This is a genomic window from Treponema sp. TIM-1 (assembly GCF_046533115.1).
Lineage (GTDB): Bacteria > Spirochaetota > Spirochaetia > Treponematales > Breznakiellaceae > JAIRMO01.
Genome location: NZ_JAJQRC010000083.1, coordinates 1 through 3,123, shown reverse-complemented (window position 1 = coordinate 3,123; position 3,123 = coordinate 1). Strand labels below are relative to the sequence as shown.

Below are 3,123 nucleotides of genomic sequence, written 5' to 3'. Positions count from 1 at the left end.
CAAAAATAACTTGCCCAAAAGGGCAAGTTATTTCGTTATTGCGTAAGCAATTAGAATAAAATGCATCGCATTTTATTCTTGAACAGTTCCTTATGCTCATTTAATTGACCGCAGCGCTATCTGCTTCGTGGTCGAATTCTCTTTCTTCCCCTCCCCCGGCTTTTCCCTTGTGGGCCAGGGATGCCAGCAACTCGTCAATGCTGTCCCGGTCAACGCTCATGGCGAGGCTGGGGTAGAGGATGATTATCCCCTCCATGTCGGACAGGTCCGGGGAATTAACCTCCACGAGTTTATGGGATTGCAGGCGGCGGAGTACTTCGATAAGACGGGTTTTTTTGATTTCATCCCCCACCATAACATTGTATTTTTGCACAAAATCAAAAACCGTAACCGTGGGGAAGGCGGTCAGGCTGAGTTCCACCCGCTTTTCTTCGTAGAGGAGCCGGGCGGTGAGGAGGGCGCAGGTTTCTTCCCGGCCCAGCCGGAGCCGGGTGTCGCCGGATCCCCGGAAGCAGATCACCCCCAGGCTTTCGTCCCGGATAAGAACCGCGTCCATGCAGGAAAACCATGCGTCAAAAAGGCTGCTGTTCCGGATGGTAAAATCGTAGAGTTCCTCCTCTTTATCAATACCCCGGATGATAAAGGTTTTGGTCAGCAGGGTCCGTACCGCGAGTTTAAAGAGATCAAAATCATTATCCACCAATTCCGTAATCAGGACGAGGCCCTCAAGATCGTTGGTCATCTTTCCTCCGCAAAAGTATATCGGGAACCACATAAACGCCGGCGCGGACCGATGCCGCCATCAGGCCGCTGCGATCCTGCCCGGCGGCGTCCGCCTGATAATCTTCTATATCGTAGATAAAGGCCGGACGGGAATCGGCGTAGAGGACGGAATAGATAAAACGGATAAAGGAAGATTCATCCTTTACCAGGTCCCGGGCGGAGAGGATCCGTTCCACCCCGCCCTGATGGTCGAGCCATTCGCTTATCCGTTTGATCCCAAGCTGCCGTTGAAGCCGGATAAAGAGTTCCGCCTCGGCCCGGTCCATGGCTGCCCGGTCTACCGGGGAAGGTTCCCGGGTAAAGTCGGCGGCTTCCCGCTGGTAACGGCGGTACAGGGATTGGGGGGCAAAGGTCCTGATGTGGTGGAGCCGGTGGGCCAGCTTTTGATGCAGGCCCTCGATTTCTCCTCCTTCTTTGGTCCCCTTCTCCTGGATATAGATCTCCTTGATGAGGACGCCGAGTTTGCCCGCCAGGGTAGAATCCGGTTCCAAGAGGGCCTTAACCCGCTCGATGCTGGACCGGGAATACAGCATGTTCCGGCGGTCGATATCTTCCAACAGGGGGTCCATGGCCCGAAGGGTATCCCGGATGTCTTCCAGCATGACTTCGAGCCGCCGCCGGTTATCCCCCGGGGGGAGGGAATTGTTGCGGGAAAGCTTCCGGGCGCTTTCGTTGAGCCAGGTTTCCTTGGCCAAAAGGTCCCCCACCTGTTTGATTATCCGGGGCCGGTACCGGGAGAGATTGTCCGAGGTCTTAAGCCGTTTATAGGCGCCGTCAAGAATATCCGTCGCATAAAGATCATAATGAAGGTGAAGGATACCGCTGATCCCCGCACCCGCCGCATCGGCGGTAAGCCGGTCATAGTGGCCCTTGATACTTTGGGACAGGACCTTGAGGGAATCGATCAAAGTCTGGGTGGTACTGTGGGCGTTGAGTACCGCGTAGTGGCCGTTTTCCTCCACCGCGTCACCGCAGAGCAGGGAATAGATTGCCACCACATGGCTTTCGTATTCGGTTTTAAGCCCTTCCTCCACCCGGGCCAGGGCCTCAAAAAAAGGCCGCCCATGGGGGGTGATATTGATGACCCGGGTATAGTCGCTGAGGGTTTCCTCGCTCAGCCACTCCGTAGCGATAAGCCGCCGCAAAAAAAAATTCGCCAAAGCCCGGTCGCCCGTTCCCCGCAGCCCGGCGCCCTCCGCCTCCGGCTTTTCCTCCAACGCGTCTGCTTCCGGCTCCCTACCGCCGGACGCCCCGTCTGCCGGGGGGAATGCAAACTCCAACTCCGGTTCCGGCGCTTTTTCGCCGGCTTCATCCTGGGCTGAAAATTCTTCCAGGCCCTCATCAACCAGGGCATTCCGGTGTAAGCCAAGATACTCCGTAAAGGAGCGGATCACCTGTTCCCGCTCAAGCCCCCGGGCATTTTCCTGAAAAAGCCGGTAATAAAGCACCAAAAGCGCCGCATAATGTTCCCGGTTGGCCCGCGCCAGGGGAGAAAAGAAATTATCGGGCAAGGTGGCGAAAACGCCGGTACCGGAAGCCATAAAAACACGCTAGGGGATAGCAGCGGCTTTGTCAAGGATGGAGCCATGACTTTCAGGGATTTCCGGAGGGTTTTTAAGACTTTGGTCTCCTGGAACCAGGTTTTGGTTCCAGGGGACCAGGCTTTCATACTACATGCTTCATTTTTCTTTTCGTTCCTTATACTCTGGGCCTGACTACCGGAAAAAGGCTCGTAATACCCTCACAGCCCGGCAATTTCATCCGGGGAAAGCCCGGTTCCCTGGACTATTTGCTCAACCGGTATGCCAAATCTCTTAAGATTTCGGGCGATTTCTAATTTTTCTTCCCGCCGGCCTTCCGCCAGGCCTTCCCGTTTTGCCTGAACGACCTTGCTCTGGGTGTCTAACTCGTATTTGTATTCGCTCATCAGCCGCGCCCGTTCTATCTCGTCCTTGCTGATCGTGATTAATACTTCACTCGCCATGGCTATTCCCTCCTCGCTGGCTATGATTTCATTGATTATCTGCCGCTTGCTCTTGTCCGTCAGGTACCGGAAGTACACCGCCCAAAGCTCTGCCCCCGTCATCTCCTCTACGGGCTTTTGCGCCGCCGCCTCTACTTTGGACAACTCCACCGTGATGATCCGGCTCCGGCCTCCCAGCGAAGCGCCCCGTTCCGGGTCGTAGTACTCAAAACAGTGGAGAAAGGACTCGTCCGGGAAAAACCGGCCCTTCGCCAGAATGGCGATTTGGTAGGCCGCCTGCAGGTCGTCGTAGGTTTTGTCCTTTCCCCGGATGTCCTGGCCGGTGAATAATTTCCCCGCCAGGAACTCAAGGCGGA

General features: G+C 55.7%; 3 protein-coding genes. All 3 read right to left on the bottom strand.

The annotated features are described in order from the left end of the window. Window positions 1-100: 100 nt before the first annotated feature. Window positions 101-742 carry a DUF4194 domain-containing protein gene (locus tag LQZ21_RS14880; protein WP_411045367.1) on the bottom strand — a complete coding sequence of 214 codons (642 nt, stop codon included), beginning with the start codon at window positions 740-742 and terminating at the stop codon, window positions 101-103. Then, on the bottom strand, window positions 726-2,324 hold the full coding sequence (locus LQZ21_RS14875; protein WP_411045366.1) for a Wadjet anti-phage system protein JetA family protein: 1,599 nt from the start codon (window positions 2,322-2,324) through the stop codon (window positions 726-728). The genes LQZ21_RS14880 and LQZ21_RS14875 overlap by 17 nt, the downstream gene beginning before the upstream one ends. A 200-nt stretch (window positions 2,325-2,524) precedes the next feature. Next, window positions 2,525-3,123 (bottom strand): Rpn family recombination-promoting nuclease/putative transposase (locus LQZ21_RS14870; RefSeq protein WP_411045365.1); only part of this gene is annotated, 599 nt, incomplete at its 5' end.